Consider the following 26,438-nt stretch of genomic DNA (forward strand, 5'->3'; position numbering starts at 1 on the left):
CCGTCTAGTGGACCAGAACCCGGTCGGGGGTCTGCTCGGGACCGGCCGCGTGGGCGGAGCGGCGCGGCCGCACCGGCCACCAGAGGGACCGGCCCAGGAGGGCGGCCAGCGCGGGCACCAGCACGATCGACAGGACGAAGGCGGAGAGCATGATCCCGAGGGCCGTCGCGAAGCCGATCTGCTGCGTGGAAGCGGCCGGGGTGACGGCCAGGCTCCCGAAGGACGCGGCCAGGACCAGCCCCGCCGTGGCGATGGCGGGCGCCGTGTGCCGCACGGCGCGGCCCACCGCGGCGCGGGCCGGACCGGGCCGCTCCATCTCCTCCCGGATCCGGTCGGCCATCAGGATGTTGTAGTCGGTGCCCAGCGCGACCACGAACAGGAACAGCACCAGCGGCAGCGTGAAGTCCACCCCCGGCCGGTCCAGCGCCCGCTGGAAGACGAGGGTCGAGGCACCGAGCGTCGCGGCGAAGCCCAGCCCGACCGCGGCCAGCAGGACGGCCGGCGCGAGGAGGCTGCGCAGCAGCGCGAGCAGGATCAGCGCGATCAGCGCCGCAGCCACCGGGAAGACCACCTTCAGGTCCTTGTCCACGGCGGCCGAGATGTCGGCGAAGAGCGCCGGGGTGCCGCCCACGTGGGCCTCCAGGCCGGCGGGCGTCTGGGCGCCGACCACCGACCTGACCGGGCCCGTGACCAGGTCGCGGGCCTCCTTGCCCTGCGGGTCGGCCGTCAGGAACAGGTCGATCCGCGCCGCACGCCGGTCCTCGCTGAGCACGGTGTCCGCGACCTGCCCCACGCCGCCGACGCCGGCGAGCGCCCGCGACAGCCCGCCGAGCCGGTCGGTGGTGAGCTCGGCGCCGTCCGAGGCGGTGACGAACACGGTGGTCGGGTCCGACACGCCGGCCGGCAGGGCCCGGGCTATCTCGCCGGCGGTGGCGACGGCGGCGGTGCGTTCCCCGCCCGCGCCGCTCTGCCCGTAGTCCATGCGCATCCCCAGGAGCCCGGTCGTCAGGGCGCCGAGCAGGGCCACGGAGGCGAGGACCAGCGTCATGGGCCGCCGCGCCACGCGGTCGCCCATCCGTGCGGCGGCGCCGGGGCGGGGCTCCCGCTTGAGGCCGCGGGAGGGCCAGAACATCTTGCGTCCGGCGACCGCCAGCAGGGCCGGCATCAGGGTCAGGCTGCCCAGCAGCATCACCAGTACGGCCAGGGCGATGGCGGGCCCGAGCACCCGGAACTGGCCGAAGGAGGCCACGCCGAGCGTGGCGAACGCGGCGACGATGGTCAGCGCCGCGGAGGTGATGGCCGTACCCACGCGCCCGGCGACCTCGGCGGCCGCCTCGCGCCCGGACTGCTGCGGGTGCTGGCGCAACTGCTCGCGGAAGCGGAAGAGGAGGAAGAGGAAGTAGTCGATGCCGATGCCCATCAGCACCACGTTGATCAGCCCAGGCGTGGAATCAGCCAGTCCGGTCCCGGTCAGCAGTGCGGCGCCCACCACGGCGCCGGCCGCGGCCCCGCCGATGATGGTGACCGCGAGCAGCGGCAGCAGGGCCGCCAGGACGCTGCGGAAGACCAGCACGTGCAGCAGGACGATGACCGCGAGCATCAGACCGCCGACGATCGCCGACCTGGTCTCCTCGGCGTCCGCCGTGTCCACGCGGTCGGCGATCCCGCCGGTGAAGCCGGTGCGCAGCCCGTCCTGGGCGAAGAGGTCCCGCGCGGAGTCCCGGAAGGCCTTGTAGGTGGACTGCACCCCGGGATCGGCCGGATTGCCGGTCAGTTCCACGGACAGCAGCCGGAAGGAGCGGTCGGGCGCCGTCATGGCCGGACTGACCTTGGGCACCTGGGAATGGTCCTCCGCGAAGGGGGCCGGGTCCTTCTCCTCGGGCATCGTGACCTTGCGCCGGGCGAGCTGGGCGGCCTGCGCGTCGATGCGCTGCTCGTCGGCGGCGCTGAGCGGCGCCGCGTCGGACCGGGCCACCAGCACGGTCAGCACGTTGGCGTCCGGCTTCACCCCGAAGCGATCCTCGGCGATCTCCAGCGCGGCGGCCGAGTCGTAACTCGAGGGCAGGAAGCCGCCGTTGCCGGGTTGGCTGGCGCGGAACACGAACGCCTGCCCCACCATGGCCAGGGCGATGCCGAGGACCGCCCACAGGGCGATGACCTTCCACGGACTTCGCGTCGAGAATCCGGTCAGGGCGCGGATCACTGGTTCCTCCGGTCTGTGCGGTGCCGGCCGGGGGTTCCCGACCGGTCTCCAGACCATCAGGAGCGGGCGGGGAAAACGTCAGGGCAGGGGAGGAGCCGGATGCGGGACCAGGGTCCGGCCGCGGCACCCGACCAGGACCGGAGTACTGGTCGAGGTCCAGCCCAGGGGCCACTGGCAGGGGCGGCGGCCGGTGCCAGAATGGGTCACCGGAGCGATCGGCCGCGCGAGCCCGGCACCAGCGGGGAGGCGGCCGACAGGGGAGGACCGACGGGATGGCTGTGGGCACGGCACGGGACGGCGCCGGACGAGTGGCCGAAGGAGTGCCCGACCGGGCGGCCGAGCCGGGCACGGGGACGGGCACGGGTATAGGTAGCGGCATGACCATGGACCGGGCCGCCACCCGAGCCGAGGACCGGGGCGCGGACGGCCGGGCCGGCCAGGACGGCCGCGGCGGCCGGAGCCCGGACCGGGGCCCGGGCGCGGCCCGGCTGGAGTGGACGCGCAACGACGCGCTCGTGGCGGTCGGGGCCGCCGCCATCGACCTCGTCGGCTTCTCCCTGGGCACCGTGACCGAGGGCGGCGTCCTCAGCGTGACCGCGGTCGTGGTGCTGGTGGTCGCGGCCATGACGCTGCTCGCCCGGCGCATCCGTCCGGTGACCGTGCTGGCCACCGTACTGGCGCTGGGCGTGGTGCTGAACCTGAGCACGCCGCAGTCGCCGCACTTCACCCTCGCCGTGACGGTGGCCCTCTACTCGGTGGCCCGCTTCCGCCGCCGCGCGGTGGCCGTGGGCGCGGCGCTCGCCGTGGTACCGCTCGTCTCGGCCGGCCAGAGCGGCTCGCCCCTGCCGTTCGGCTGGTGGGGCCTGGCCGGGAACGCGATCGCCTGCCTCATCGTCGTCGGCACGGCCGAGGCGGTGAACCGCAGGCAGCGGGAGGCAGAGGTCCACCGGAGGCTGCTCGCCGACCGGGCGGTGGCCGAGGAACGCCGCCGGATCGCCCGGGAACTGCACGACATCGTCGCCCACCACATCACCACCATGCAGCTCATGGCCGGCGGAGCGCGGGCCAACCTGGCCCGCCCGGAGGTGGCACGGGAGGCCCTCATGACCCTGGAGGGCTCCGGGCGCATGGCCCTGCGCGAGATGCGCCAACTCCTCGACGTGCTGCGCGCCGGGGAGGAGCCGGAGCAGACCCCGCCGGCGCCCCAGCCGGGGGCCGGCGACCTCGACCGGATCATCACCGAGTCCCGGCTGGCCGGGACGGAGACCGAGTTCACCGTCGACGGGCCGGTCCGCCCGCTCCCGCCGAGCGTGGGCCTGACGCTCTTCCGGATCGTGCAGGAGGCCCTGACCAACACCCGCAAGCACGCCGGACGGGCGCGGGCCCAGGTGCGCGTCACCTACCACCGGGACGCGGTGGACGTGGAGGTGCGCGACGACGGGGCGGGAGCGCAGGTACCGGCCGCACGCCCCGCGCAGCGCTCCGGGTACGGTCTGATCGGAATGCACGAGCGCGTCGCCCTGCAGGGCGGGACCCTGGAGGCCGCCGCCCTGGACGGCGGCGGGTTCCGGGTGGCGGCCCGCCTCCCCGTCCCGGCCGCGGGCCCGGGAGACGGCGAGAGGGAGGAACGGCACCGATGATCCGTGTACTGATCGCGGACGACCAGCCGCTGGTACGGCGAGGGCTGGCGCTCATCCTGAGCCCCGACCCGGAGTTCGAGGTCGTGGGGGAGGCCGAGGACGGTGCGCAGGCGGTCGCCCTCGCCCAGCGGCTCCGGCCCGACGTGGTCGTCATGGACATCCGCATGCCGGTCCTCGACGGGGTCAAGGCCACCGAGAAACTCGCGCGGACGCTCCCCGAGACCCGTGTCCTGGCCCTCAGCACCTTCGACATGGACGAGTACGTGGTCGCCGCCCTGCGCGCCGGGGCGTACGGCTTCCTGCCCAAGGACATCTCCCCGGAGGAACTGGGCGCCGCGGTCCGGATCGTCCACACCGGCGAAGCCGCGGTCGCGCCCCGGCTGCTCACCCGGCTGCTGTCCACGTACGTACGGACCCCCGCCCGGCCGCAGCCGGCCACCGCCCGGACCCCGGCCGACCTCACACCGCGCGAACTGGAGATCTGGCGGCTCATGGCCACCGGCCGGGGCAACGCGGAGATCGCCCTGGACCTGGACATCAGCGTCTCCACGGTCAAGAACCACATCACCGGCATCTTCGGCAAGCTGGGCGTCCGTGACCGCGCGCAGGCGGTGATCGCGGCCTACGAATCGGGTCTCGTCGAGGTCGGCTGCGGGAGCGGTTGATCACCAAGTGCCCCCAAGAGGGCCGGGATGACCCTGGTAACCGCACCTGTGACCAGCCAGAACACTGGATGATTCGCCCGTGCGGACCGGGGCCGGTCCGTGGCACAGTGCGGTGAGTCCAGCCGCACGACCAGGGAGCCCCCCATGCGCGATCCGCACTCCACGCCGCTCGCGGCCGCCCCCGAGTGCCCGCCGCGGCCCGGCCCGCTGCCCTGCTGCCCCGTGTGCGACGACGTACCGGTCCGCATCTCCTGGCGCCAGTGCCCGGGCCGGCCGGTGGTCCTGCTCTTCGACCCCTGCGGGCACCGCTGGTCCTCCCCGGCGGCGCCGGTCCTGGAGGTCACCTCGTCCTGAGGTGTTCGTGCGTAAACGGTCACCCTTCATGTTCAAAGATGCGTGGTGGCAGCCGACTTCGAGCAGAATCCTTCAATGAGGCCCGGCTGAGCGCTATCTTGCCAGGAGCATGCCAAAGAGCTGTGTCCGTGACCGGACCGCACGAGGAGCTGCCCCATGAGACTGCCAAGCATCCGCAGGAGCCAGGGAGCACAGGGAGCACAGGGAGGGCAGGGAGCCTTAGCCGGCCCGGCCCACCCGGCCGGCCCGCCCCGCCCCGTCCGGCGCACCCGACGCGGCCTCGCGCCGGGGCTCCGCCGCCCGGCGGCCGCCCTGCTCGCCGCGGCCCTCGCCGTCGCCGGCCTGGCCGCGGCCGGACCGCTCGCCCTGCCCGCCGCGGCGGCCCCCGCCGGGCCCACGGCCACCGCGGGCAACGTCACCGGCTTCACCCAGTCCGGGAACACCTTCACCGTCACGGCCTCCAGCGGCGCGAAGGCCCGCGTGGTCGTCGCCCGCGCCGACATCTTCCGTCTCTGGCTCTCGCCCGACGGGGCCTTCACCAACGACCCGGCCGGCACCGACCTCGCCCCCACCACGGACTTCGGCCCGGTGGCCACCACGTACTTCGACGCGGGTGCCTACTACCGGATCACCACCGGCTCCCTCTCCATCCGGGTCAACAAATCGCCCCTCCAGTTCTCCGTCTACCGCGCCGACAACACCACCCCCGTCTGGCAGGAGACCCAGCCCACCAGCTGGAGCAACAGCCAGACCACCCAGTACCTGGCCCGGGGTGCGGAGGAGCAGTTCTACGGCACGGGCCTGCGCCTGGGCGAATGGGCGCTGCGCGGCAAGACCGTCCCGATCGCCGTCGACAACAAGTGGCGCGAGAACACCAACGCCAGCCCCGCGCCCTTCTACATGTCCACCAACGGCTACGGCGTCATGCGCAACACCTGGGCCCCGGGCTCGTACGGATTCAACGCCCCGACCACCCTCACCCACGACGAGAAGCGCTTCGACGCCTGGTACTTCACCGGCGACTCCCTCAAATCCGTGCTCGACGCCTACACCGACGTCAGCGGAAAGCCGTTCATGGCGCCGATGTGGGGCTTCGAACTCGGCAACGCCGACTGCTTCAACGCCTCCAACCCCGACTACCAGGGTGATCACAACCGGCTGCGCCACCAGACCACCCCCGACGTCGTCGGCTACGCGGCCGACGCCCGCGCCGCCGACATGCCCTCGGGCTGGTTCCTGCCCAACGACGGCTACGGCTGCGGCTACACCGCGCCCCTCAAATCGACCGTGGACGCACTGAAGTCCAAGGGCTTCCAGACCGGACTGTGGACCTCCACCGGTCTCGGCTCCATCGCCGACGAGGTGGGCACGGCCGGCAGCCGCGGGGTCAAGACGGACGTGGCGTGGATCGGCAGCGGCTACAAGTACGCCTTCAACGGCGTCCAGCAGGCCGTCGACGGGATCGAGAAGAACTCGGACGCCCGCCGCTACGTGTGGACCGTCGACGGCTGGGCCGGCACCCAGCGCAACGCCGTCGTCTGGACCGGCGACACCTACGGCACCTGGGACGACATGCGCTGGCACGTCCCCGCCATCGCCGGAGCCGGGCTCTCCGGCCTCAACTACGCCTCCGGCGACATCGACGGGATCTTCGGCGGCAGTCCCAAGACCTACACCCGCGACCTCCAGTGGAAGGCCTTCACCCCCGCCTTCATGACGATGTCCGGCTGGGGCGCGACCAACCCGGCCGCCGGATACCAGGACAAGCAGCCCTGGCGGTTCACCGAGCCGTACCTCTCCATCAACCGCAAGTACCTCCAGCTCAAGATGCGGTTGATGCCGTACCTGTACACGATGAGCCGCGTCGCCCACGAGAGCGGCGTGCCCAGCACCCGCGCCATGGTCCTGGAGTACCCCGACGACCCGGTGGCCCGCGGCAACCTCACCAGCGGCCAGTTCATGGCCGGTGACTCCTTCCTCGTCGCACCCGTCGTCTCCGACACCTCGGTCCGGGACGACATCTACCTCCCCGCCGGGACCTGGACGGACTACTGGACGGGGAAGACGTACGCGGGGCCGGGCCGGCTCAACGGCTACCAGGCGCCGCTCGACACCCTGCCCCTGTTCGTCAAGGGCGGCGGCATCGTGCCGATGTGGCCGCAGATGAACTACACGGGCGAGAAGCCCGTCTCCACCCTCACCTACGACATCCACCCGCGCGGGAACTCCTCGTTCAACCTCTACGAGGACGACGGCCTCACCCGCGCCTACCAGTCCGGCGCCTACGCCCGCCAGCAGGTCGACGTCACCGCGCCGACGGCCGGTACGGGCACGGTCACCGTCAACGTGGGCGCCCACACCGGCAGTTACACGGGCAAGCCGGCCTCGCGCGGTTACGAGTTCACCCTCCACGTGGCCTCCGCGCCCACCAGCCTCACGGTGGGCGGGTCCGCCATGACGCGCCTGACCTCCAAGGCCGCCTACGACGCGGCCGCGTCCGGCTGGTTCTTCGACCCGGCGGACCGCTCCGGAGTGCTCTGGGTCAAGGCGGGTCCGCAGGCCGGCGCGTTCACCGTCTCGGCCACCGGCACCAGCGTGCCCGCGGCCGAGGCCCTGCCCTCCTCCACCCCGATCTCTCCCGCGGCCTGGTCCCTGGCCTTCGCCGACAGCCAGGAGACGAGCGCCGAGAACGGCGCCGCCGTCAACGCCTTCGACGGGAACCCGGCCACGATGTGGCACACCGCCTGGTCCTCCCCGAAGCCCACCGTGCTCCCGCACGAGATCCAGATCGACCTCGGCGCCCGGTACGCGGTGGACGGCCTCGGCTACCTGCCGCGCCAGGACGGCGGGGTCAACGGCCGGATCGGCGGCTACGAGGTCTACGTCTCCGACACCACCGCCGACTGGGGCCCACCCGTCGCCACCGGCACCTTCGCCGACACCGCGACGCCCAAGACCGCTGCCCTCACCACCAAGTCCGGCCGCTACCTGCGCCTCAAAGCCCTGACCGAGGCGGGAGGGCGCGGCCCCTGGACCAGCGCCGCCGAGATCAGCCTCACCGGCCGTCCGGCCCCGCTCCCCGCGAACGCCATGCTCGTCAACGCCGCCTCCGCGAGCTGCGTGGACCTGCCGCACAGTGCCACCACCCCCGGCACCGAACCCACCCTCTACACCTGCCACGGAGGTTCCAACCAGCGCTGGACCCTGCAGGGCGACGGCCGCCTCACCGGCCTCGCGGGCGTCTGCCTCGACGGCGCCGACCCCGCCCGCGTCACGATCCGCACGTGCGACGGCAGCCCCGGCCAGATCTGGCAGGCAGGTCCTCAGAGCACCCTGCGCACCGCCGGACAGTGCCTGACCCCGGCCGGCTCCGCCACCGCCAACGGCACCCCCCTCACCCGCGCCGCCTGCGACAACACCGCGGCCCAGCGCTGGACCTTCACCCCCTGACCCTCTCAGCCGCCGAGCACGGCCTGGCACTCCCGCCAGGCCGGCTCGCTCAGCAGACCCCGCAACCGCCCGAACAGCGCGAGGAGCCCAGGCCCGTAGGCCCGCCGGAAGGCCGGATCGATCCGCGCGAGGTCGAGTTCGTTGGCCGCCGACAACTCGGCGAGGTCCCGCCGCGAGCCGAGGGCGGGGGAGTGGACGCGGCCGGTGAACCGGTCCCGGAAGGCCGCCCGGTCAGCGGCGAGCGTCGGATAGGACGCGGCCCGGTCGCACGCCCCGTACAGGTACACGATCCCCTCGGCCTCCTCCCCGATCACCCCAGCCAGGTCGGCCCGGCGCTCCAGGGGCAGGAGGGCGGTGGGGAATCCGTCCGTGCCGTAGAACGCGTGGCACAGGCCCGCCCGCTGGAGCGCCGGCCGCGCACCCCAGGACGCGAGCAGCTCCTGAACGCGCCCGAGGTGGGCGAGGAGGGTGCCACCGGGGTGGGCGATCTCCTGCGCGCCGAGCTCCCGCAACCATGCGACGGCGCTATCCGACACCGGCTCCGACACCGACTCCGACGCCGGCTCTGGCACCGTGGGCCCCCTCCGCTCGTGGTGGTGGGTCGGCACCCGTCCCGCCTGCGTTCGCCCCGGCGTCCGGACCCCGGGGCGAGGCGGGACGAGTTGCCGCCCGGTCCCTGCACCGATCTTGATCCCGCTCAACACCCAAGTCAATCCTCGGGTTTCCTCCCCACACCCAAGCGATACCTTGGGGTGCATGACCTTGGACGATCTTCGCGTGTTCGTGGCCGTGTGCCGGGCAGGCAGCCTCAGCGCGGTGGCCCGTGACCTCGGCCGCACCCAGTCGGCCGTCAGCCAGCACGTCCGGCGCCTGGAGAAGGAGACCGGCGCCAGCCTCCTGGAGCGCCACGCCCGGGGGGTCGTGCCCACCGAAGCCGGACGCATCGTCCAGGCCGCGGCGGCCGACGGCATCGCGGGTCTCGACGGCGCCCTGCGCCGGGTGGCCGACCTCGTACGGGGGACGGGCGGGTCGGTGCGCGTGACGACCGGCGCGACCACCGTGCGGCACTTCATGTCCGAGGCCGTCGTCACCTTCCGCCGCCTCCACCCCGAGGTCAGCCTGGAGTTCCAGACCGAGAACTCCAGCCGCAGCTGCTTCGACGCCCTCGCCGCCGACGACCTCGACCTCGCCTGGATCACCATCGGCGCGCCGGTCCGCGGCATCGAACAGCGCCCCGTCATGGAACTGCCCTGGGTGCTCGCGGTCGGCGCCGGCGACCCCCTCGCCGCCCGGCCCCACCTCGACCCCGCCGACCTCGCGGGCATCCGTCACATCCGGCTGCCGGAGAACTCCGCCTCCCGCGCCCACCTCGACGCCGCCCTCACCGCGGCGGGCGTCCGCGTCCGCTCCGACACCAGCGCCGCGGACTGGGACACCGCCCTCCTGCTGGCCGAACTGGGCCTGGGCCACGCCGTCGTACCGGCGCTGCCCGGCTGGCGGGTCCCCGGCGACGGCCCGCTGCGGCTCGTTCCCCTCCCCGCCCTGCCGCCCCTCGCGGTCGGGTGGGCGGTCCGCCGCTGGGCGGCCCTCGCACCGCCGGCCCTGGTCTTCGCCGACGAGGTGGCCCGCAGCTGCAGGGCGCGGGCCGCAGGGCAGCGCGGTCGGTCGGGCGGCCGGTCCGGCGGCCGGTCCGGCGGCTGGTCCGGCGGCTGACGAGGACGCGGGGCGCCGTCCGGAGGATGATGGAGGGGCCGAGTACGCAGGCCGAGCGCGATCCCGCCGCCCGGCGGAGGAGGTGTGCCATGACGGAACGTTCCGCGACGGAGCACGACGGCGGTCCGTCGGCGTCGAAACTGGAGGAGGGCCGCCTGCTCAAGGAGCTGGAGGCGATCCACCGCACGCGCCACGAGACCCTGCTCCACGGGTCCGACGAAGCCCTGGTCACCCACACGAAGCGGATGAACGAGCTGGAGCACGAGTACGTACGCCGCCACCCGCAGCGGGCGCAGACCGCGGGCCGCACGCGCTCGGGCGCCCGTGCCCGTGGCGCCGGGGACTGAGGGCGCGAACGCCGAGGGCCCGGCCCCCGTACGGGGTGAGGCCCTCGGCGTCGGCGTAGTCCGGTGTCCGGTGTCGGTCAGCGGGCGCCGTAGGGGAGCAGCGCCATCTCCCGGGCGTTCTTGATCGCCGCGGCGAGGCGGCGCTGCTGCTGGGCGCTGACCCGAGTGACGCGACGGCTGCGGATCTTGCCGCGGTCGGAGATGAACTTCCGCAGCAGGTCGGTGTCCTTGTAGTCGATGTGTGTGATCTCGGCGGCGTCCAGGGGGTTGGGACGGGCCTTGAGCGGCTTGCGGGTGTCGTGACGGCGGGCCATGCGGATTCCTCGGGTTTCTCGGGCTTCTCGGGCTCTCGGTTACGGGTTCACGGGGTCAGGAGACGGGGTCGAGGAGGGCGTCGAAGGCGGCGGGCAGGCGCTGCCACGCCTCGCGTCCCCCGGCCAGCTCGGCATCGGTCAGCAGGCAGGACTCCAGGAGCCGGACCAGGCCGTCGCGGTCAAGGCCCGGTGAGGTGAAGACCAGGTGCTGGCAGCAGTCACCGTGCTCCGGGTGCCAGCCCAGGGCGGCGGCCGCCCTGCGGACGGGAGGCACCATCTCCCAGGCGGCGTCGGGCAGCGACGCCAGCCACGGGCCGCTGTTCTCCACACAGAGCGCGCCGCCCGCGGCGTCCCAGGCCAGCAGGGTGTCGGGACGGTCGGCGAGCCAGAAACGGCCACGGCTGCGGGCCGCCGCACAGACGAGGTCCTCCAGCGCGTGGTAGAGCCGCTCCGGGTGGAAGGGACGGTGGCGGTGCCAGACCAGGGTGGCGACCCCGGCCTCGTCCGCCTCCTGCGGCAGGAGCGCGCAGGCCGGGTGCTGGGCGGCGGCCGCCGCCTCCGCGTCGAAGCCGGCGAAGGCGATCCGGGCCAGCTCACCGGACCCGGTCTCCACCCGGCGAGCGGTCGGGTGGAGCTGGGCCAGCAGCGCACGGTCCTCGTCGTCCGCGTCCGCGCTGTCGACGAGGGCCAGGACGGGCGCGTACTCCAGCTGCCTCGCCCAGGTGTCCCCGACCGTCCGCTGGTCGGTGGCCGCCGTGGCGAGCCCGGCCTCGGCGAGGTCGTCGCCGTTGGCGAGGTAGGGCAGCACCAGCGCCGGGTCGACTGCGGTGATCACATTGCTGAGCTCCAGGTCCTCCCCGCCGTGCGCGTCGATGACCTCGGCCATCGCGCGCGGTTCGACGGAGTCCCACAGCTCGACGACGCCGAGCCGGGTCGACCCGTCCGCGGCCAGCCGCCTCAGCTCCGGGACCAGGTCCTCGCGCAGCGCGCAGCACGCGCAGTCGTTGACCAGCGGGGTCTCGCCCGTATCGAGGAGGCCGGAGGCGTCGCGCACGGTGCGCCGTACGGTGCCCTCGGCCGCCGTCGAGAGGTCGTGGTGCAGCGCGACGCTGCCGGGCACGGTGTGGAGCAGCGCCCCCACCGCCGCCCGGCGGGCCTCCGAGTGGAGACCGCCGACGATGACGACGGGCAGGGTCACGGCTTGCTCCCGTAGCGGCGCTGGAAGCGCTCGACGCGCCCGGCGGTGTCCAGGACGCGTGCGGTGCCGGTGTAGAAGGGGTGGCTCTGCGAGGAGATCTCGACGTCGATGACGGGGTAGGTGTGGCCGTCCTCCCAGACGACGGTCTTGTCGCTGGTGGCGGTCGAGCGGGTGAGGAAGGCGAAGTCGGCGGCCTTGTCGCGGAAGACGACGGGGCCGTAGGCGGGGTGGATGCCGGGCTTCATGGGGAGTCCTTCAGGCGGTGGGACAGACGGTCGGTCAAGGAGAGGTCAGCGCTCTTCGCGGAAGTCGACGTGCCGGCGGACCACCGGGTCGAACTTGCGCAGCACCATGCGGTCCGGGTCGTTCCGGCGGTTCTTGCGGGTGACGTAGGTGTAGCCGGTGCCGGCGGTGGAGCGGAGTTTGACGATCGGGCGTACTTCGTTGCGTGCCATGGGGCTAGTATATGGCAATGATTTCCATTTCCAATATGGCCCCCTACGAGAGGCAGGCACCACCATGTCCGCGCACTGTCAGCTGACCGGCGCCCGACCGGGCTTCGGCAACTCCATCTCCCACTCCCACCGGCGCACCTCGCGCCGGTTCGACCCCAACATCCAGCGCAAGAGGTACTGGCTGGCGGGCGAGGGGCGGTACGTCCGCCTCACCCTCAGCGCGAAGGCGATCAAGACCGTCGACGCCATCGGCGTCGAGAGCGCCGTGGCCCGCATCCGGGCGCGCGGGGAGAAGGTCTGATGGCGAAGAAGAGCAAGATCGCGCGCAACGAGAAGCGCAAGGCGGTCGTCCGGCGCTACGCCGCCCGGCGGGCGGAACTGAAGGAGCTCCTGCGCCTGCCGTCCTCGACCGAGGCCGAACGGGCCGACGCGCTGGCGGAGCTCAGGCGTCAGCCCCGCGACGCCAGCGCCACCCGGGTACGCAACCGCGACAGCGTGGACGGCCGCCCACGCGGCCACCTGCGCAGGTTCGGCCTCTCCCGAGTCCGCATGCGCGAACAGGCGCACGCCGGCTTCCTCCCGGGCGTCACCAAGTCCTCCTGGTGACGACCGTCCGCCCCGGAGCGGCCCGCACCCCGCGCGGTGCGGGCCGCTCCTCGCGCAGCCACGGGCTGCGGACGTCGGGCAGTCGGACCAAGGTGTGCTGGAAGATTCCGGGGCCGTCCCCGACGATCGCCTGGGCGTGAACGAAGGCGGTCGGGTGGATGCGGCCGACGTCGCCGAGGGGTTCATGGCCCTGGCGGTGGAGTTGGGATCAGTGGGCGAGGAACCAGGGCGAGGTCGCAGGTGTCCAGGTTCCCGTACGGGCCCCGGGAGAGGGGACCGCGGACGGGGGGCCGAGACGTAGTCGCCGAGCAGGAGCGGTGTCATGACGTGGTGCCCTTCGCGTGGCCCGGGCAGGGGGTCGGGCGGCGGTACGCTCGCCGTTTCACCCGGTGCCTGGAAGGAAGTGGTGGATGGTGTCCCGACCGCGGGTGGGCGTGGCCGTGCTGACGATGGGTGACCGGATGCCCGAGCTGCGGGCGCTGCTGGACTCGGTCGCCCGGCAGGACGAGCCCGCAGCCCGGATCGTCGTGGTCGGCAACGGCTGTGCGCTGCCCGGTCTGCCCGAGGGTGTCGTCGGGGTGGAGCTGGCGGAGAACCTGGGGGTGTCCGGCGGCCGGAACGTCGCCTGGAGGCGGCTGCGGGAGTTCGCAGACGTCGACGTACTGGTGGACCTGGACGACGACGGGCTGCTCGTCGGCGCCGACGTCGTGCGCCGCCTTGCCGACCTCTACGAGGCCGAGGCCCGGCTCGGGATCGTCAGCTTCCGGATCGCCGACGAGACGGGGGAGACCCAGCGCCGCCACATCCCCCGCCTGCGGGCGAAGGATCCGATGCGGCGGGGCCTGGTCACGACGTTCCTCGGGGGTGGCCACGCCCTATCGATGGAGATGTTGGAGGAGACGGGCGGCTGGCCGGACGCGTTCTTCTTCACCCACGAGGAGACCGACCTGGCCTGGCGGGCGCTCGACGCGGGCTGGGACATCCTCTACGAGCCGCAGCTCGTGCTGCAGCACCCCCGAACCTCTCCCGCCCGGCACGCGGTCTACTACCGGATGACCGCCCGCAACCGCGTCTGGCTCGCCAAGCGCCACCTGCCCGTCGTGCTGGTGCCGGTCTACCTCGCCACCTGGGCCGCGTACACGATGGCTCAGAGACCGCCGCTCCACGGGCTCAGGTCCTGGTGGGCCGGCTTCTTCGAAGGCGTCCGGGTCCCGTGCCCGCCACGGCGGCCCATGCGATGGCGGACGGTGTGGCGGATGACCCGGCTGGGCCGACCACCGGTGATCTGACCGCCTGGTGGTCGTGGACAGCATCCGGGGTGCGTGCGGGGGGATAAGGATCGAACGTGCTCGTCGCCTAGGCCGGAATCGAGGGAAGTGCTTCACAACGGATTGCTGCCCGCCCCGACTGCCGGGTCAGTCACCAGTCCGTTCCCCGCGTACGCGGGGATGATCCCAGCCGTGAGGGTTGGGCTGAAGCCATTGGAGACCGTCCCCGCCCAGGCGGGGGCGACCCCGCGGTCCGAGCGCCTGGCAGGACCGGCGTATACGCGTAGCCGCTCAATCGTCAGGGCCCCTGTCGAGTCCGTCTTCGTCAGGATGAAGACCTGGAAGATCCTCCGCGACTGCCGCCGCCAAGGAAGCCTGATGCGGCCCCGAGGGTGTCCTTTGTCGAAAGCGGGCCGTCGCCGTCGACCGTCCTGGTGACGATGCTCCGCCCGGCCACCCGGTCATGTGGGCCCTCCCGGGCTCTCGTAGGCTCTGCGCAGTGATCGACCGCGCGTGTGCAGGTTTCGGACAGCGGCCGAAGAAGGACGCTGCCCGTACTCCCGTCGGTTTGGCGGCGACCACGGGAACTGAACAAGGGACAACAGGGGCATGGGGAACACGCGTACATGGGGAACGGCTGCCGTGGCCGCCCTCACTCTGTGGGGGACCACGGGCTGCGGCCCGTTGCTCACCGAAGGAGGTGATGGTCCTGCACCCGCCGACACACGCATCGTGGTTCACGAGGACGCCACCCGGGTGGAGGACCGCCGCGCGGCCGAAGACCACTGGGCGGGTGGCGGCATCGCGGACGTGGCCCGCTGGGACGCCAAGGACGACCTGGTCCAGCCCGCGTGGAAGGGCGGCGGCTCGATAGCCCGGACGGTCGGGCGAGTTTACGCGTCGGGCGCGGATGGCGGCTCCGGTGCCTGCACGGCAACGGTCGTCGGCCGCCGCACTGTGATCACCGCCGCGCATTGCGTGAGAACGTCGGTCGAAGGCGCTCCCGCCAGGGAGGCCACCTGGGACGTGGGCCTCTACTTCGTACCGGGGTACGAGAACGGAGCGGGGCCCGCCGGTGGTTTCACGGTGCGTCGGGTACGGATGGCCGAGGACTGGGAGACGTACGGACGGGACGTCGCCATGCTGGAGATGAACCCCGGTCCCGACGGACGGAACATCTCCGAGTTCACCGGCGTCCAGCCGATCTCCTTCACTGCGCAACCGGGCACGGATGCAAATTTCTTCGGCTATCCGTACACGAACCAGGTCCTGTACTGCTCGGGCGTCAGCACCTGGTCGGGCAGGAAGGCGCTGTTGCGCGTTCCCTGCATCATGGGGCGGGGGTCGAGCGGCGGCCCGTACCTCTCGGGTGACCCTGCCGAGGGCAGCGTCGTCGCGGTGAACATCAGCAGCGACGCCAAGGCGAGCTACGGAACGGCCCTCGGCGCCTTCGCCCAGCGGCTCTACCAGGAGTCCGAGCAAGGCGACTAGGTGTGTTGTTCGGACAGGTTGGTGACGCGGCTGGCGGGCGTGTGGCCTTGGATGCCGGTGTGGGGTCGGTGGTAGTTGTACCAGTCGATCCAGTCGGTGAACGCAGTCTGTCGTTCGGCGTCTGAGGTGTAGGGCTGCTGGTAGGCCCATTCCTCGAGCAGGGTGCGGTGGAAGCGTTCGACCTTGCCGTTGGTCTGCGGCCGCCAAGGCCTGGTCCATCGCGGGCTGATGCACAGGTCGCGGCAGGTGTCGCGCCAGGTGTTCTTGCTGTAGGCCCAGGCGTTGTCGGTCAGGACGCGTTCGACGGTGACGCCTCGTTCTGCGAACCACGCGACGGCGCGGGTCAGGAAGGCGGCGCAGGTGGGGGCTGTCTCGTCGGGCAGGTCCTCGGTGTAGGCGAGGCGGGTGTGGTCGTCCAGGGCGGTGTGAAGGTAGGCCCAGCCGGTGCCGGTCTTGTTGCGCCGGCCTTCGGCCCGGCCGAGGGTCTTGTGGCCGCCGCCGTCGGGGATCCTGCCGAGTTTTTTGACGTCGATGTGGATCAGTTCGCCCGGCCGGGAGCGTTCGTAGCGGCGGATGGGTTCGCCGGTGGCCCGGTCGAGGACGGCCAGGGCCGGCTGACCGTGGCGGATGAGGATGCGGTGGGCGGTCGAGGGCGCGATTCCGGCGCGGGCGGCCAGTCGCAGGGGTCCGATCCGGTACTCGCGCCTGAGCCGCAGCACATGTTCCTCGACCTCGGCCGTGGTCCGTCGTGGCTGGCGGTGGGGGCGGCTGGTCCGGTCACTCATTCCGGCGACGCCCAGTGTGCGGTAGCGGGTGGCCCAGCGGGCCGCGGTGGTGTGGCTGACCTGGAAACGTTCCGCTGCCCGGCGCACGGGCCACCCGTCGTCCACGACACAGCGGGCCAGCCGAAGACGTCCGGTCTCGGTCAGCGGGGCATTACGGTGGACCACGAGGGCCTCCTCGGATCGGTGGAGATGTCGCAATCCACACCGAACCCGGAGGCCCTCACCCATTTCAAGAACCAGCACGCGTGTCACCAACGTCCCGGGACAACACAACTAGGCCGTCTCTTTCGGATCTTGAAGCTCCGGAGGCTCCGCCCCGGAGATTCGCCACAGAGTCCGTCCTCGTAGGTTGGGTCCTCGGATGCGTCGTGCCGCATAGTGCGGTCGGCGGGACAAGGGGTAGGACATGCGCGGGACAGACGCAGTGGCGGCACTGGCGGAGCTCATGCCAGTGACTCACGGGGTAGACGAGCGGGTCGACTGGGCCGAGGTTGAGGCGGCTTGGGGAACCCGCTTCCCCGCAGACTACGTCCGTTTCATGGAGCTGTATGGGTCGGGTGTGATCAGCGACGGGATCGACATCCTGCTGCCGGCGTTGCGAGCGGAGGGGTACCCGTACACGGCAGGGCCTGGCCTGCATGACGAGACGGAGAACGCCCGCTACACCTGGGAGATGTGCCGCGACGACGCCGACTTCGACGTGGACCCCGGGTCCATTCTTGCGTGGGGCGTGACGTCGGGCGCAGACATCTACTGCTGGGTGACCACGGATGACGACCCGGATCAATGGCCTGTCCTGATATGCGGAAGGCACACCAGTCCCGAGATGCAGTTGCACTCTCTCGGGATGGCCGGGTTCCTTCATAAGCTCCTGAGCGACGCGGCCTTTCGAGAGGAGACGATCAGCGTGGTCCTCCAGGACGAGGTGTCCTTTGTGAACTGGCGGAACAGATAAGGCGTCCTCTTCGAATCATCCGGGACCTGGGAGAAGGTCTTCACCGCTCTTCTCGCCCAGGCCGACGCCGATCGCGATGTGGACTGGGTTGTAGCAGTCGATTCCACGATCGTCCGAGCCCATCAGCACGCCGCTGGAGCCCGTAAAAAGGCGCTCCAGCAGGCGAGCCAGCCGACCATGCCCTTGGACGCTCCCGGGGTGGACTGACCACGAAGGTCCACCTCGCAGCCGACGGCCGTTGCCGCCCTCTGGCCTTCGTCATCACACCCGTCCAGGCTGGTGATGCACCAGCTTTCACCCAGGCCGACGTCTTCAAGGGGGCGCCGTGTACCCGGGTCAGTCCGTGAGGTACTCGACCGCGTCGACCAGGTGTGGGCCGTGCCCGAATGCCGCGCTGAGGCGTTCGAGGCGGCCGTATGTGTCGAGTGACAGGCGCGAACAGAATTGGTGAGCGGCGTTCACCAGGAAGCGGAACGCCAGCTCCGAGCACACCGTCTCCGCGCAGCGCACCAGCGACTTCCGGGTCTGTTCCAGCGGCGTGTGAGCCCAAGGCTGGACCTGGTCGAGCAGTCCGACCAGGTCCACCACCTCCGCGGCCAGCTGCCGGTGTTCAGCCGCCGCCGCGCCGGCACCGACCGGTACGCACACCGGATATGTCGTGTACGAGACGGGTGAGGCACCGCGTGCCTGCGCGAGAGGGATGATCGCCGACAGCAGTTCGTCCAGCCAGGCCCGTTCCCGCCCCTGGATCCAGGGCGTACCGTCGCCGGTCGCGGACCACAGGAGGTGGAGGTCCTGTCCGTCGAGGCTGGAGTCCCGCAGCCGCAGGATGTCCTCGACGATGGGCAGGACGAAGCCGGGGTCACCGTCGGGTCCGTGCAGGTTGCGCACGTGGTCCAGCGGTGTGTCGGCGTTACTGGACCAGTCTTGGTGGAAGGAGGCGCCGAGACGGGTCACACCGAAATCGAAGGTCACGTACTCGTGCTGTCCTGCGGGGTCGTGCATGGCCTTGCTCCTTGCAGCGGGTAAGCGGTCAGGACGTAGAAGCCGCCTGGTCTGTGGCCCCTTTTGATGGTGTCGAGGTCGTAGGTGTCCTGGTGGTCGGCGTACTGGGTGGTGGCGATCACCGTGGCCTGTGCGCCCTGGGGTTGTCCCCACGTGGTCGCCGACGCGCGCACTCGGGCAGCCAAGACCGGTTGTTCTCGGTGGAGGTGACAGACGACTGGACGCGCCCTCACCGGTGATCGTGAGGCGTACGAAGATCTCGTCCGTGTACGCGGAAGTGAACGACACCGACTCCACGGGCCGGGGCGCCGGGGTTGGGTCAGCTCGGATTTCGCCGCCGGGCTCGGTCACCAGCACCATCTCGCCCGCCTGAACATTCTCCATCGGCTTTTAAGAGCCGTTCACCATCAGCCCCCGCGTGCCGACCGGGAAGCGTCATCTGGCGGTTCGCTAGAAGAGTCCGGCTTGCCTGTGGTGCGTGAGGTTGTCGAGGATGTCGCGCAGCCACGGGCTGCGGACCTCGGGCAATCGGACCAAGGTGTGCTGGAAGACTCCCGGGTCGGCTCGGAACAGGCGGTGGGGGCGCGGCGGGGGCGGGCCGTCGCGCAGTACGCCGTCGGGCATGGTTCCCGAGGTGGGGAGGTGGAGGTGTGCTTCGGGGAAGGCATCCACATCCATATCCCGAACGGAAGTGGTACCGGGCGTGCAGATGCGTCCGGTCCGGCCGGGCTCCAGAGTTCCCGCGTCTGCGGGTGGGGCGGCACGAGGATCGTGTCGGCGTCCGGGCAGGGGGTGTGGCGGACAGTCCTGGTCCGGCCAGGACGGCGCGTCGCGCTGGCTGTCCTGGCTGTCCTGCGGGCAGCAGGGCGTCGAGGGCACGTCGGAACACTTCGGTGATCAGGCCGGGCGGGACCGTCAGCGGTCGGCCATCGGAAGCTGCCAGCAGGTGGGCCAGGGCCCGGCCTGCCGCCGCTTCCCACCGTGGGCTCCAGGCCCGCCAGTGGTCCGGTCCGCAGAGCGAGCCCCATCTGGTGATCGGCTCGATCGGGGCGTGGCTTCCCCCGCCTCCAGCAGCTCCTCCCAGGAGAGGATCGCGGTGGCGGAGTCGGTGTCGTCGACTTGGAGGCGGTGCACGGCATCCGGAGCGAGCCAGACCGCCTGCCAGAGTGAGCAGTCGTCGATCCGGCTCGCCACCGGCAGGCCGCACGTCTCGCAGGCCATGTTCGGGCCGTCACCCCAGTCGAGGCCGCAGCAGAAGCCGCCGGCTGCGTGCGGGACGAGCACGGTGCCGCGGGTATCCCCGGGGGCGATGACCACGGCGCCGGGTGCGCTGTCGGACAGTGCGTGGAGCGGAGCGTAGATGCCGCGGGCCGCCTCCTCCGGGTCGATCTCCTCCCACCTCCGCCACGGCGCGCCCCAGGGCTCCGGTTCCACGGCGAATGTGCCCGACTCCATGAGCACCGGGAGCCGCATCCCGTTCCCGTAGTTCTGATGGGCATGGGCGGGCAGCGCGACCGGGGACAGCGGGATGGTCAGCTCGGCGCACATCCCGCACACACGAATACGAACAAATGTCCTCCGCGAAGAAGGAGGGGGCATCGTCGCAACTCTGCGGCCGACCGTCCCATGTGTTTTTCATCCCCGGCGCGCGGCTGTGCACCGCCACGGTGTGAGACCGCCGTTCGAATCCCCGACCTGCCGGGTACCTCCCGCAGTGGTGCAATTGCGCGTGCCGCACGCTTCAGCGGCGGCTGGGAGGAATGCTGGGGGCATGAACGTGTCCTCTTCTTCCGCCGCCCTGTCCGTTGAGCAACCACCGACGATCGGGGTGGAGGAGGAGTTCTTCCTTGTCGACCCGCACACCCGCTTCGTCGTTCCCGCAGGGCCGGCGGTCGCTGCGCGGGCCGCGGGCGAGGTGGGGGATCTGGTGACGAAGGAGTTCGCGCTGTGCCAGGTCGAGGGACGGACGCCGCCGTGCCGAACGGCCGGAGAGCTGCGTGGGGAACTTGGGAGGGTGCGTGGGGCGCTGGTCGCTGCGGCCCGGACGGAGGGGGTCCGGTTGTGCGCGTCGGGCACCGCGGTCATGCAGGAGCCCGGGCCCGCGCAGGTGGCTGACCATCCGCGCTACCTGGCCGGGCGTCTGCAGTACCGGAGCATGATGGACGACTTCGCCATCAGCGCGCTGCACGTCCACGTCCATCTTCCCGACCGGGAGCTGGCCGTGCTGACGGGCAACCATCTGCGCCCCTGGCTGCCTCTGCTCATCGCGTTGAGTGCGAACTCGCCGTTTCACCGGGGAGGTGACACCGGGTACGCCAGTTGGCGCACGGTGATTCGCAGCCGCTTCCCGTGCCTGGGGCCGCCGCCGTACGCGGCGTCGCTGGAGGAACATGAGCGGCTCGCGGTGGTCATTGCGGATACCGAGGCCATGCTGGACGCGGGTATGCCGTTCTGGGACCTGCGGCCCAACCCGAGACTGCCCACCCTGGAAATCCGTGCGATGGACGTCCTGCAGGACCTTGACGACACCGTCGCGGTCGCGGTGCTCCTGCGCGCTCTGGTGGTCACCGCGGCCGGCCGTGCGCGGCGTGGTGATCCGGGGCCGGCTTGGTCGGGGGAGGTGCTGCGGGCCGCGTGCTGGCGGGCGGCCCGGGACGGGTGGAGCGGGAATGGCTTCGACGCGTTGACCGGACGGGTGAGGCCGGTGGCGGACATCGCCGACGATCTTGTGGGTGTGGTGCGGCCGGCACTGGAGGAGTTCGGGGATCTGGAGGAGGTGACCGCACTGTTTCAGCGCCTGGCGACCCGGGGGGACGGGGCGCTGCGGCAGCGGGCCTGGGCTGCCGGCCCGGCCGGCCCCGCGGCAGCGGTGGACCAGCTCGTGCTGGCGACAGGCCGCGGCCTGGCCTTCGAGGGCTGAGCTTTTGAGGACTGAGCTTTTGAGGATTGAGGTCAGCGGGCGGCGAGGGTGGTGACCAGGACATCGCGGTGGCCGGGACGGCCGGCGTCCAGCGGGCGGACCGCGGAGACCTCGTGCCAGGTCACCCGGTCGTCGTTCAGGAGCAGAGTCCCCGGCTCGGTCAGCGTGGCGGCCGTGATAGGTCTCCCGTCCTCGTCGTACAGCGTGCTCTGGCCGCCGGTGACGTTCTCCCGGCCGATCAGGAGCGATGTCACCAGGGTGACTCCGTCCTTGTGCCGGCCTTCGGGGGTGGGCTGGCCCGCGCTGTCCGCCTGCGCGATCACTCTGAACGGGTGAACCTTGACGGTCCACTCCTCCACGTCGTCCAGGCCCGCCGCGACCTCGCCGAGCATGCGGATCAACGCGGTCACCACCGGCTCGGCCTGGAACTCCTCCGTGAGCGGCTCGAAGCGACGCTCGACATCGACGTAGAGCGGATTGCTGGCGTGCGGCTGCACGAAGACCTCGTGAGGCACCGCCGTGATCTCACCGGAGCGGGACAGCACGAACTGCCCGTAGCGGCGCAGGCGGCGTGTACCGGTCTCGGCGGCGTACGGATCCACCGCAAGGTCGTCCCAGTGCACGGCGAGCCGCTCCCACACACCGCGGTCGACGCCCAGGCACGCACTGAGCTCGGCCGGCGGCATGAGGTGCCAGGCACGCGACGCCACGACCGAGCGTGCTTCCTGCCACCGCTCTAGGGCAGTACTCCCGGCCCTGTGTTCGCCGTCCGCCAGGCGTGCGGTGCGCCGGTCCGCTCGCGTGATGTCCTCTCCTTCATCCACGGGCCCATGGTCGCGCTCTCCACGGTGCACTGCATCCCCTGCGCACCACCCGGGTGCTCCCTGCACCGTCGCCGCCCCATCCGCGGGCACCGGCTGAACGCCTATGCCGCGGACGACGCTCACTTTCAGCCGCAGGATCCGCCGGGGTGCGGGGCGTGGGTACAGGTAAGGGCCGAGTCCCTCGACCCGGAAGCCCTGCTCTCGGCGCTCAAGGCCGGCCACTACTACTCCAGCACCGGCCCCGAGCTGCACGGCATCCGCCTTGAGGAGGGCCGCATCACGGTGCGCTGCTCCCCGGTGCGCAGATTTTGGTCACCGGAGGTGCCCCAGGGCTGCAGGTGCTGGAGGGAGACGGCCTGACGGAAGGCTCCCTGCCCGTGGCGATGTCCAGCCAGAGGTACTGCCGGGTCACCGTCGAGGACGACGCCGGGGGACGTGCCTTGAGCAACCCGATCCATCTGGGAGCGCCGGACACCACCGGCACGGGGGCGTAAAGCGGCGAGCGGCTGTTGCTGGCCAACCCGCACGAAAACGTGAGCCTGGGGTCCCGGCCCGGCTCGGTGACCATGCTGCTGAGCCCCGAAACCGTCCAGCGTCTGGCGCAGCCGCCGAGATCAACAGACCCCGCCCTGAAGCTGCTGGCCGCCCCTTGTCGGCATCATGCGCTCTACCCATACCGGACCCGAGCGCTGCCCCTCACCGCCATCGACTGCACCCGCGGCCGGCTCAGGCGGCGACTCGATCAGCCCCTCGACGCCCTCACCCAGCAGGCCGCCGTCAGCGGAGCTGACCCGCAGCACCTGTGCGCGGTGTTCAACATCACTCCGGAGACCGGACTCCGCTACACCCGCTTCTTCCACCCCGACCCCACGGACAGCGACGACACATCCGGCTGCACCATGGAGACATCGTGACCGACCACCACGCTCACCTGCTCGCCGCCATCGTTGAGCTCGGCGGTGAGCAGGAGCTCTCAGCTTCCCGTCACGGGCGCTTCAGGGGCGCGGTCATACCAGAAGGCTGCGCGGTCAGCGTCGGCCGCCGCCGATGCGGCGGTCGTCGGCCAGTGCGGTCAGCGGGCCGAACTCGCGGGCAAGCTGGTTCCATGTCAGAACCTCGCCACAGCGAGCCGGGAACTCCTTCGGGTTGAACTCGGGCATGGTCCAGGTACCAGTGCCCCGGTCCCGCAGCCACAGGTCCCCGTCACCGTCGACCACGGTCGGCGGGACCGGTACGGGCTCGGCCTGATCGATGGGCTCCCAGGTGACCCGGCCGGGGTGGGAGACGCGGCGCAGCTCGGTGGTGGCCAGCCGGGCGGCCAAGTCACGGGTGGACTCTTCGGCGTCCTTGACCGACGAAAGTCGGTATGCGTCGTCAAGTACGGGCAGGGCTGGATTCTTGCTGCGCTTTGAACTCATACGCTGACTACCTCCGCTGGGGGGTGTCACATCCGTTATGGCACCCCGTCGGGGACCACGGTATCCGAGGCGGGAGCCGGGTCGGCTACGACCGCTGTCCAGGTGGAGGCGCTGGCACACCGGGCGGTGGGGCTGGAGGGTGTCTCTTTGATGGACTCTAAGGCCGCCAATCCTCGCGGTAATCCGGATGCTCCACATAGGACTGCGCGAGTACGCGAAGCGTGTAGGTGAGGCCGGCGAAGCGCGGGTCCGTGGGGTCCATGGCCTCGCAGTCCCGTGCAAGCATGTCGATCAGGTCGAGCATCGGTCAGGTGACTGTCGAGGATGGCCTCGCCACCGAAGCGATAGGCCACCTCGGCGTAGGCGTGGTTGTTTTCCTCATTCCGGGCCTGAATGAACTTGAGAAGGTCGTCCATAGGGTGATCCTCGCGCGCTGATCCGGCAGTCTGAAGCCCCCCGCCTTCTTCGTCAGCGCTTTGTCCAGATGAGGATGCTCGCGAGATGCAGTGCGGCTTGGTAGGCAATGGCGTGCTTGTCCGTCCGCATGGCCAGGCCACGCCACTGCTTGAGCCGGTTGAAGCATCGTTCGACCGCGTTGCGCTGCTTGTATTCCTCGGCGTCGAAAGCGGGCGGTCGGTCGCCGGCGCGGCCGCGTCGGCGACGATGGCCAAACTGGTCCGACGGCCGGGGAATGACTGCGCGGATACCTCGTCGGCGGAGATGACTTCGGATCGCGCGGGACGAGTAGGCCCGATCGGCTAGAACCGCCTCCGGCCGGGTGCTCGGTCTTCCGGGTCCGATGCGTGAAACACGGATGTCGGCCATGACGGTTTCGAAGGCCGGTGCGTCACCCGCCTGGCCTGCGGTGACGCGAAGGACCAGAGGCCGTGCGCCGCCGTCGCTCTAGGCCCGGCGCCCTGTCAGGATCGAGTCGCCGATCCCGTCCCGGCTGTATCGAGACGTGTTCAGTACGGAGATCTCGTTGACGACGGTCGTGGGGCGGTGCTGTACCTCGCAGGTGGCGGCCGAGCCGAAGTTCCGCGTCGTCGAGGCTCCCGAGGAAGGTGCCGTCCGGAAGCGTGAATGCCCTTCGGTTCCGCTCCATCACCTCTTGCGCGGTCCGGCTGCATCTGCGTGATGCCGAGCGAATTGTCGGGCTGGAGCGACTGCTGCAGTGGTCCGCTTGGCCATGCCGCCTCCCCGTCTGCGGTGTGCCGCCCGGGGGCCCCGTCACGGCGGCACCCGGCACCCACCGCACCGGGGCGTCTGTGGTTCCGTCAGTACGTGGGGCAGAGGTTGGTCTGTACGGCGGCGAGGATGAAGGCGGCCTTGGTGGGGCCGAAGCCGTCCGGATGGTTGGGGCTGATGAAGCGCCGGTTCGTGGACTCGACACGCTTGGTCGGGTCCTTCTCGTCCTTCATGGACTGGCACTGACTCAGCCCGCGGCTGACTGCCTTGTCGTCCTTGCCGTTGACGATCTCCGGGTCGATCTTGTTGAGCGCGGCGAGGTAGATGGTGCGCTGCTCGGGAGCGGGGCTGGGCGGGATGCCGGCGGCTGTGGCTGCGGAGCTGAGTGCCTCGGGGGCGATGCTCGACTGCGATACGGGCGGCGAGGCGGCGACCTTGTCGTCGGGCTTGGGCTCGCTGGTGACGGCCTCGGAGCAGCCAGTGAGGGCGAGGAGGCCGGCGGTGGCGAGGAGAGCGATGGTGTGGTGTGTGCGCATCGCGTCATGGTGTCAGCGCCGGGACCGGCGTGGGTGGGGTGTGGCTCATCTGTGACGCGCGACGGCCCCGGATGCTGGCGTGACTTCTGTCTCGACGATCAGCACTGTGCTGGGTCATCGTGATCGTTCTCGCCGAAACGGCTATACCGATGTTTGTCGAGGCCGGTGAGGCTCGCGAGCCCAAGTGACGGACTTTTTGCGGGAACCCGAGGACGGACGGTGGTGTTTTCGTGGGTTCGGACCCTGGGTTCAAGCGCACACGAGGGGTGGGTGCCGCGCGGGCCGGCCGGCCCCTGGGTGCCTCGCCTGGCAATGGTGCTGAGACCGTAAGAGTCATGAGAGCAGAAGGAACGACACCAGAACCGGAAACCTCTGCGCAGAGGGGTCTCACATCTCTGGGCGAGGTGGCGTGCCGTTATCAGGCGGATGAGATACGCCCGGAGGATCTGCCGATGATCGCTGCTGAGGCGCTCGCAGCCGGACTGGACACCCCGGCATTGTGCGAGCTCGCTGGTTGGCCTCGCAACGCGGATGCCCGCGATATTCGGGACGCGTTCGAACAAGCACTTGGCGAGTCCGGGATCGGGTTGCCGGATCGGCGCCTGGCACGGCGCCACGCTCTGCGCCGGATGGCGGCGAGGCTCATCGATGGAGAGATAGTTCCCGCTGACCTGGCGACGGACGACTGGTGGGAGACGGAGGTCGAGACCGCGGCGGAGCAATCGTTCGTGGCGCTGATCCCGCAATGCGATTGCTGCATCGAGTACACCTTGGGGCTTGACCAGCTGACGTGGGCGGCCCAGCTGCGGAACGCTGCCCTCGCCCTTACGTTGTCTCCGCTGGCCGGCCCTGGATGCTGACTGCCTCGTGCTCATCCCCTCTCGTCGAGCCGCGTGCCCAGGAGTTGGCATCACCCTCCATCGTCGAGGGGTGGTAGGCCGCACAAGGTCCGTTCCCTCCAGCCCCACGCGGTGAGCTGCTCCAGGTCATCGGCGGCCGAGGGCGCGGTCGTGCTCGCGGAGCAGGGTGGCGCGCTCGGTGGTGTGCTGGCTGAGCACGTCGGTAGCGAAGTGAAGCACCGTGTCGCGGCGCTGGCTGGCTTC

At 71.2% G+C, this 26,438-nt stretch carries 28 protein-coding genes and 3 pseudogenes; 16 read left to right on the forward strand and 15 right to left on the reverse strand.

Annotated elements, in window-relative coordinates:
• Positions 1-4: 4 nt before the first annotated feature.
• Positions 5-2,203 (reverse strand): MMPL family transporter, encoded by a 2,199-nt coding sequence (locus tag ACF059_RS14865; RefSeq protein WP_392056377.1) that lies wholly within the window; start codon positions 2,201-2,203, stop codon positions 5-7.
• A gap of 272 nt (positions 2,204-2,475) precedes the next feature.
• Between ACF059_RS14865 and ACF059_RS14870 the strand changes: the two genes are divergently transcribed.
• The 4 genes from ACF059_RS14870 to ACF059_RS14885 all read left to right on the forward strand — a co-directional run bounded on the left by ACF059_RS14870 (position 2,476) and on the right by ACF059_RS14885 (position 8,312).
• Positions 2,476-3,843 carry a sensor histidine kinase gene (locus ACF059_RS14870; protein ID WP_392056380.1) on the forward strand — a complete coding sequence of 456 codons (1,368 nt, stop codon included), beginning with the start codon at positions 2,476-2,478 and terminating at the stop codon, positions 3,841-3,843.
• On the forward strand, positions 3,840-4,508 hold the full coding sequence (locus ACF059_RS14875; RefSeq protein ID WP_392056383.1) for a response regulator: 669 nt from the start codon (positions 3,840-3,842) through the stop codon (positions 4,506-4,508). Before ACF059_RS14870 ends, ACF059_RS14875 begins: the two co-directional genes overlap by 4 nt.
• Before the next feature lie 144 nt (positions 4,509-4,652).
• Positions 4,653-4,862: a hypothetical protein gene (locus ACF059_RS14880; protein ID WP_392056386.1), complete on the forward strand. Its 210-nt coding sequence runs from the start codon at positions 4,653-4,655 to the stop codon at positions 4,860-4,862.
• 156 nt (positions 4,863-5,018) lie between these two features.
• Positions 5,019-8,312: a TIM-barrel domain-containing protein gene (locus tag ACF059_RS14885; RefSeq protein WP_392056389.1), complete on the forward strand. Its 3,294-nt coding sequence runs from the start codon at positions 5,019-5,021 to the stop codon at positions 8,310-8,312.
• Positions 8,313-8,317: 5 nt separating this feature from the next.
• Here ACF059_RS14885 and ACF059_RS14890 read toward each other — a convergent pair whose 3' ends face one another.
• Positions 8,318-8,848 carry a DUF6817 domain-containing protein gene (locus ACF059_RS14890; RefSeq protein WP_392056392.1) on the reverse strand — a complete coding sequence of 177 codons (531 nt, stop codon included), beginning with the start codon at positions 8,846-8,848 and terminating at the stop codon, positions 8,318-8,320.
• Positions 8,849-9,068: 220 nt separating this feature from the next.
• On the opposite strand from ACF059_RS14890, the gene ACF059_RS14895 reads away from it, so the two are divergent.
• Together ACF059_RS14895 and ACF059_RS14900 are read left to right on the forward strand one after the other, a co-directional pair.
• Positions 9,069-10,025, forward strand: a complete 957-nt coding sequence (locus ACF059_RS14895; protein WP_392056395.1) for a LysR family transcriptional regulator — start codon at positions 9,069-9,071, stop codon at positions 10,023-10,025.
• Positions 10,026-10,114: 89 nt separating this feature from the next.
• Positions 10,115-10,372: a DUF6158 family protein gene (locus ACF059_RS14900; RefSeq protein ID WP_360904781.1), complete on the forward strand. Its 258-nt coding sequence runs from the start codon at positions 10,115-10,117 to the stop codon at positions 10,370-10,372.
• 77 nt (positions 10,373-10,449) lie between these two features.
• Here ACF059_RS14900 and rpsR read toward each other — a convergent pair whose 3' ends face one another.
• From rpsR to rpmG, 4 genes are read right to left on the reverse strand one after another with little or no spacing between them, the layout of a single operon-like run.
• Entirely contained in the window at positions 10,450-10,686 is a 237-nt protein-coding gene (rpsR, locus tag ACF059_RS14905) for a 30S ribosomal protein S18 (protein WP_392056398.1), read from the reverse strand.
• Between the two features lie 55 nt (positions 10,687-10,741).
• A complete protein-coding gene (locus tag ACF059_RS14910) occupies positions 10,742-11,884 on the reverse strand; it encodes a CobW family GTP-binding protein (RefSeq protein ID WP_392056401.1) in 1,143 nt (380 codons plus the stop codon).
• Complete coding sequence (locus ACF059_RS14915; protein ID WP_366866536.1) at positions 11,881-12,129, reverse strand: type B 50S ribosomal protein L31; 249 nt, start codon at positions 12,127-12,129, stop codon at positions 11,881-11,883. The genes ACF059_RS14910 and ACF059_RS14915 overlap by 4 nt, the downstream gene beginning before the upstream one ends.
• A gap of 45 nt (positions 12,130-12,174) precedes the next feature.
• A complete protein-coding gene (rpmG, locus tag ACF059_RS14920) occupies positions 12,175-12,339 on the reverse strand; it encodes a 50S ribosomal protein L33 (RefSeq protein ID WP_030162346.1) in 165 nt (54 codons plus the stop codon).
• A gap of 64 nt (positions 12,340-12,403) precedes the next feature.
• On the opposite strand from rpmG, the gene rpmB reads away from it, so the two are divergent.
• The 4 genes from rpmB to ACF059_RS14940 all read left to right on the forward strand — a co-directional run bounded on the left by rpmB (position 12,404) and on the right by ACF059_RS14940 (position 15,704).
• Complete coding sequence (gene rpmB, locus ACF059_RS14925) at positions 12,404-12,640, forward strand: 50S ribosomal protein L28 (RefSeq protein ID WP_366866537.1); 237 nt, start codon at positions 12,404-12,406, stop codon at positions 12,638-12,640.
• A complete protein-coding gene (gene rpsN, locus ACF059_RS14930; protein WP_392056405.1) occupies positions 12,640-12,945 on the forward strand; it encodes a 30S ribosomal protein S14 in 306 nt (101 codons plus the stop codon). Before rpmB ends, rpsN begins: the two co-directional genes overlap by 1 nt.
• A 410-nt stretch (positions 12,946-13,355) precedes the next feature.
• Positions 13,356-14,234 carry a glycosyltransferase family 2 protein gene (locus ACF059_RS14935; protein WP_392056408.1) on the forward strand — a complete coding sequence of 293 codons (879 nt, stop codon included), beginning with the start codon at positions 13,356-13,358 and terminating at the stop codon, positions 14,232-14,234.
• A 711-nt stretch (positions 14,235-14,945) separates the two neighbouring features.
• On the forward strand, positions 14,946-15,704 hold the full coding sequence (locus tag ACF059_RS14940; RefSeq protein WP_392056411.1) for a trypsin-like serine peptidase: 759 nt from the start codon (positions 14,946-14,948) through the stop codon (positions 15,702-15,704).
• Here ACF059_RS14940 and ACF059_RS14945 read toward each other — a convergent pair.
• Entirely contained in the window at positions 15,701-16,654 is a 954-nt protein-coding gene (locus ACF059_RS14945) for an IS481 family transposase (RefSeq protein ID WP_392056414.1), read from the reverse strand. The two genes, ACF059_RS14940 and ACF059_RS14945, sit on opposite strands and share 4 nt — an antisense overlap.
• Before the next feature lie 241 nt (positions 16,655-16,895).
• Here ACF059_RS14945 and ACF059_RS14950 point away from each other — a divergent pair, with 241 nt between their 5' ends.
• Both ACF059_RS14950 and ACF059_RS14955 read left to right on the forward strand, forming a co-directional pair.
• Positions 16,896-17,444, forward strand: a complete 549-nt coding sequence (locus ACF059_RS14950; RefSeq protein WP_392056417.1) for an SMI1/KNR4 family protein — start codon at positions 16,896-16,898, stop codon at positions 17,442-17,444.
• Positions 17,445-17,626: 182 nt separating this feature from the next.
• A pseudogene (locus tag ACF059_RS14955) lies at positions 17,627-17,740 on the forward strand (IS5/IS1182 family transposase); the annotation flags it as partial.
• Between the two features lie 40 nt (positions 17,741-17,780).
• On the opposite strand, the gene ACF059_RS14960 reads toward ACF059_RS14955, so the two are convergent.
• The 3 genes and pseudogenes from ACF059_RS14960 to ACF059_RS14970 all read right to left on the reverse strand — a co-directional run bounded on the left by ACF059_RS14960 (position 17,781) and on the right by ACF059_RS14970 (position 20,020).
• On the reverse strand, positions 17,781-18,449 hold the full coding sequence (locus tag ACF059_RS14960) for a hypothetical protein (RefSeq protein WP_392056420.1): 669 nt from the start codon (positions 18,447-18,449) through the stop codon (positions 17,781-17,783).
• Positions 18,416-18,634 carry a hypothetical protein gene (locus tag ACF059_RS14965; RefSeq protein ID WP_392056423.1) on the reverse strand — a complete coding sequence of 73 codons (219 nt, stop codon included), beginning with the start codon at positions 18,632-18,634 and terminating at the stop codon, positions 18,416-18,418. The genes ACF059_RS14960 and ACF059_RS14965 overlap by 34 nt, the downstream gene beginning before the upstream one ends.
• Before the next feature lie 265 nt (positions 18,635-18,899).
• Positions 18,900-20,020: pseudogene (locus tag ACF059_RS14970) on the reverse strand (hypothetical protein).
• Between the two features lie 200 nt (positions 20,021-20,220).
• On the opposite strand from ACF059_RS14970, the gene ACF059_RS14975 reads away from it, so the two are divergent.
• On the forward strand, positions 20,221-21,369 hold the full coding sequence (locus tag ACF059_RS14975; protein WP_392056426.1) for a glutamate--cysteine ligase: 1,149 nt from the start codon (positions 20,221-20,223) through the stop codon (positions 21,367-21,369).
• Between the two features lie 32 nt (positions 21,370-21,401).
• Here ACF059_RS14975 and ACF059_RS14980 read toward each other — a convergent pair whose 3' ends face one another.
• Positions 21,402-22,079: a 2OG-Fe dioxygenase family protein gene (locus ACF059_RS14980; RefSeq protein WP_392056429.1), complete on the reverse strand. Its 678-nt coding sequence runs from the start codon at positions 22,077-22,079 to the stop codon at positions 21,402-21,404.
• A gap of 647 nt (positions 22,080-22,726) precedes the next feature.
• Between ACF059_RS14980 and ACF059_RS14985 the strand changes: the two genes are divergently transcribed.
• On the forward strand, positions 22,727-23,107 hold the full coding sequence (locus ACF059_RS14985) for a hypothetical protein (RefSeq protein WP_392056432.1): 381 nt from the start codon (positions 22,727-22,729) through the stop codon (positions 23,105-23,107).
• A gap of 114 nt (positions 23,108-23,221) precedes the next feature.
• On the opposite strand, the gene ACF059_RS14990 is transcribed toward ACF059_RS14985, so the two are convergent.
• Both ACF059_RS14990 and ACF059_RS14995 read right to left on the reverse strand, forming a co-directional pair.
• Complete coding sequence (locus ACF059_RS14990; protein WP_392056435.1) at positions 23,222-23,611, reverse strand: hypothetical protein; 390 nt, start codon at positions 23,609-23,611, stop codon at positions 23,222-23,224.
• A 157-nt stretch (positions 23,612-23,768) separates the two neighbouring features.
• Complete coding sequence (locus ACF059_RS14995) at positions 23,769-23,915, reverse strand: DUF6221 family protein (RefSeq protein ID WP_392056438.1); 147 nt, start codon at positions 23,913-23,915, stop codon at positions 23,769-23,771.
• Between the two features lie 7 nt (positions 23,916-23,922).
• Here ACF059_RS14995 and ACF059_RS15000 point away from each other — a divergent pair, with 7 nt between their 5' ends.
• Positions 23,923-24,048, forward strand: a complete 126-nt coding sequence (locus tag ACF059_RS15000) for a hypothetical protein (RefSeq protein ID WP_392056441.1) — start codon at positions 23,923-23,925, stop codon at positions 24,046-24,048.
• Between the two features lie 31 nt (positions 24,049-24,079).
• Here ACF059_RS15000 and ACF059_RS15005 read toward each other — a convergent pair.
• Together ACF059_RS15005 and ACF059_RS15010 are read right to left on the reverse strand one after the other, a co-directional pair.
• Positions 24,080-24,514, reverse strand: a pseudogene (locus tag ACF059_RS15005) (transposase); the annotation flags it as partial.
• 374 nt (positions 24,515-24,888) lie between these two features.
• Positions 24,889-25,335, reverse strand: coding sequence for a DUF732 domain-containing protein (locus ACF059_RS15010; RefSeq protein WP_392056444.1), 447 nt, complete (start codon positions 25,333-25,335; stop codon positions 24,889-24,891).
• A gap of 452 nt (positions 25,336-25,787) precedes the next feature.
• On the opposite strand from ACF059_RS15010, the gene ACF059_RS15015 reads away from it, so the two are divergent.
• Positions 25,788-26,195, forward strand: coding sequence for a hypothetical protein (locus tag ACF059_RS15015; protein ID WP_392056447.1), 408 nt, complete (start codon positions 25,788-25,790; stop codon positions 26,193-26,195).
• Positions 26,196-26,438 lie beyond the last annotated feature (243 nt).

Origin of the sequence: Streptomyces sp. NPDC016562 (genome assembly GCF_043076955.1) — a bacterium.
GTDB lineage: Bacteria > Actinomycetota > Actinomycetes > Streptomycetales > Streptomycetaceae > Streptomyces.

Excerpts from the sequence above, each read along its gene's own strand:
- ACF059_RS14870 (WP_392056380.1), top strand. The coding sequence starts at position 2,476 with ATGGCTGTGGGCACGGCACGGGACGGCGCCGGACGAGTGGCCGAAGGA.
- ACF059_RS14875 (WP_392056383.1), top strand. The coding sequence starts at position 3,840 with ATGATCCGTGTACTGATCGCGGACGACCAGCCGCTGGTACGGCGAGGG.
- ACF059_RS14880 (WP_392056386.1), top strand. The coding sequence starts at position 4,653 with ATGCGCGATCCGCACTCCACGCCGCTCGCGGCCGCCCCCGAGTGCCCG.
- ACF059_RS14885 (WP_392056389.1), top strand. The coding sequence starts at position 5,019 with ATGAGACTGCCAAGCATCCGCAGGAGCCAGGGAGCACAGGGAGCACAG.
- ACF059_RS14895 (WP_392056395.1), top strand. The coding sequence starts at position 9,069 with ATGACCTTGGACGATCTTCGCGTGTTCGTGGCCGTGTGCCGGGCAGGC.
- ACF059_RS14900 (WP_360904781.1), top strand. The coding sequence starts at position 10,115 with ATGACGGAACGTTCCGCGACGGAGCACGACGGCGGTCCGTCGGCGTCG.
- rpsR (WP_392056398.1), bottom strand. The coding sequence starts at position 10,686 with ATGGCCCGCCGTCACGACACCCGCAAGCCGCTCAAGGCCCGTCCCAAC.
- ACF059_RS14915 (WP_366866536.1), bottom strand. The coding sequence starts at position 12,129 with ATGAAGCCCGGCATCCACCCCGCCTACGGCCCCGTCGTCTTCCGCGAC.
- rpmG (WP_030162346.1), bottom strand. The coding sequence starts at position 12,339 with ATGGCACGCAACGAAGTACGCCCGATCGTCAAACTCCGCTCCACCGCC.
- rpmB (WP_366866537.1), top strand. The coding sequence starts at position 12,404 with ATGTCCGCGCACTGTCAGCTGACCGGCGCCCGACCGGGCTTCGGCAAC.
- rpsN (WP_392056405.1), top strand. The coding sequence starts at position 12,640 with ATGGCGAAGAAGAGCAAGATCGCGCGCAACGAGAAGCGCAAGGCGGTC.
- ACF059_RS14935 (WP_392056408.1), top strand. The coding sequence starts at position 13,356 with ATGGTGTCCCGACCGCGGGTGGGCGTGGCCGTGCTGACGATGGGTGAC.
- ACF059_RS14950 (WP_392056417.1), top strand. The coding sequence starts at position 16,896 with ATGCGCGGGACAGACGCAGTGGCGGCACTGGCGGAGCTCATGCCAGTG.
- ACF059_RS14960 (WP_392056420.1), bottom strand. The coding sequence starts at position 18,449 with ATGCACGACCCCGCAGGACAGCACGAGTACGTGACCTTCGATTTCGGT.
- ACF059_RS14975 (WP_392056426.1), top strand. The coding sequence starts at position 20,221 with ATGAACGTGTCCTCTTCTTCCGCCGCCCTGTCCGTTGAGCAACCACCG.
- ACF059_RS14990 (WP_392056435.1), bottom strand. The coding sequence starts at position 23,611 with ATGAGTTCAAAGCGCAGCAAGAATCCAGCCCTGCCCGTACTTGACGAC.
- ACF059_RS14995 (WP_392056438.1), bottom strand. The coding sequence starts at position 23,915 with ATGCTCGACCTGATCGACATGCTTGCACGGGACTGCGAGGCCATGGAC.
- ACF059_RS15010 (WP_392056444.1), bottom strand. The coding sequence starts at position 25,335 with ATGCGCACACACCACACCATCGCTCTCCTCGCCACCGCCGGCCTCCTC.
- ACF059_RS15015 (WP_392056447.1), top strand. The coding sequence starts at position 25,788 with ATGATCGCTGCTGAGGCGCTCGCAGCCGGACTGGACACCCCGGCATTG.